General features: G+C 51.8%; 1 protein-coding gene. It reads right to left on the bottom strand.

What is annotated here, in order from left to right; translation table 11 throughout:
• On the bottom strand, positions 1 to 521 hold a 521-nt coding region (locus R7E78_RS30425), incomplete at both ends, for a molybdopterin-dependent oxidoreductase (RefSeq protein WP_318059187.1).

Genomic DNA, 521 nt, shown 5'->3' with positions numbered 1-521 from the left:
GTGCTTCGCCGTTTTGGGTAAAGGCGATGAGATTTTCACTGCCCATGGCTTTAGCAATGGGGACGCCACGAGAATGGGGCAACTTGCCTTCTGTGCCTGAAAGATGCTTGTCGGCACCATAGTGCGCGGTGTAAATGGCTCCGTCTTTTACGCCTGCGGCTTTGAGCACGTCGGCCAAGCGAACGCCTGTCCAACTGGAGCAAGCCACAGCGCCGTAAGTCCATTGATTTCCGGATGCTTTGGGATCAAAGAAAGCACGGCCGTTACCGCCACATTCAACGACCAGTTGTTGCTCTACGACATCGAAGTTCTTTTTGAGATCGGCAATCGACAGCGACATTGGTTTGTCGACCAATCCATCAATGGTCAACGTCCAAGTTTCAGGGTTTACGTCTGCTGGTGGAATACCGTTGTTGCGAATGAAATGGCGTCGAGTTGGAGTTACGTCGTCATTCAACAGATGGGGTGGGGTTTCTGCATTCATCGGTCTGTCGTTGAGGACCGTTAAACCGTCTTTACCT

Source organism: Vibrio sp. YT-19(2023) (genome assembly GCF_033337395.1).
The sequence above is the reverse complement of the archived record's forward strand: the minus strand, read 5'-3'. Positions and strand labels throughout refer to the sequence as shown.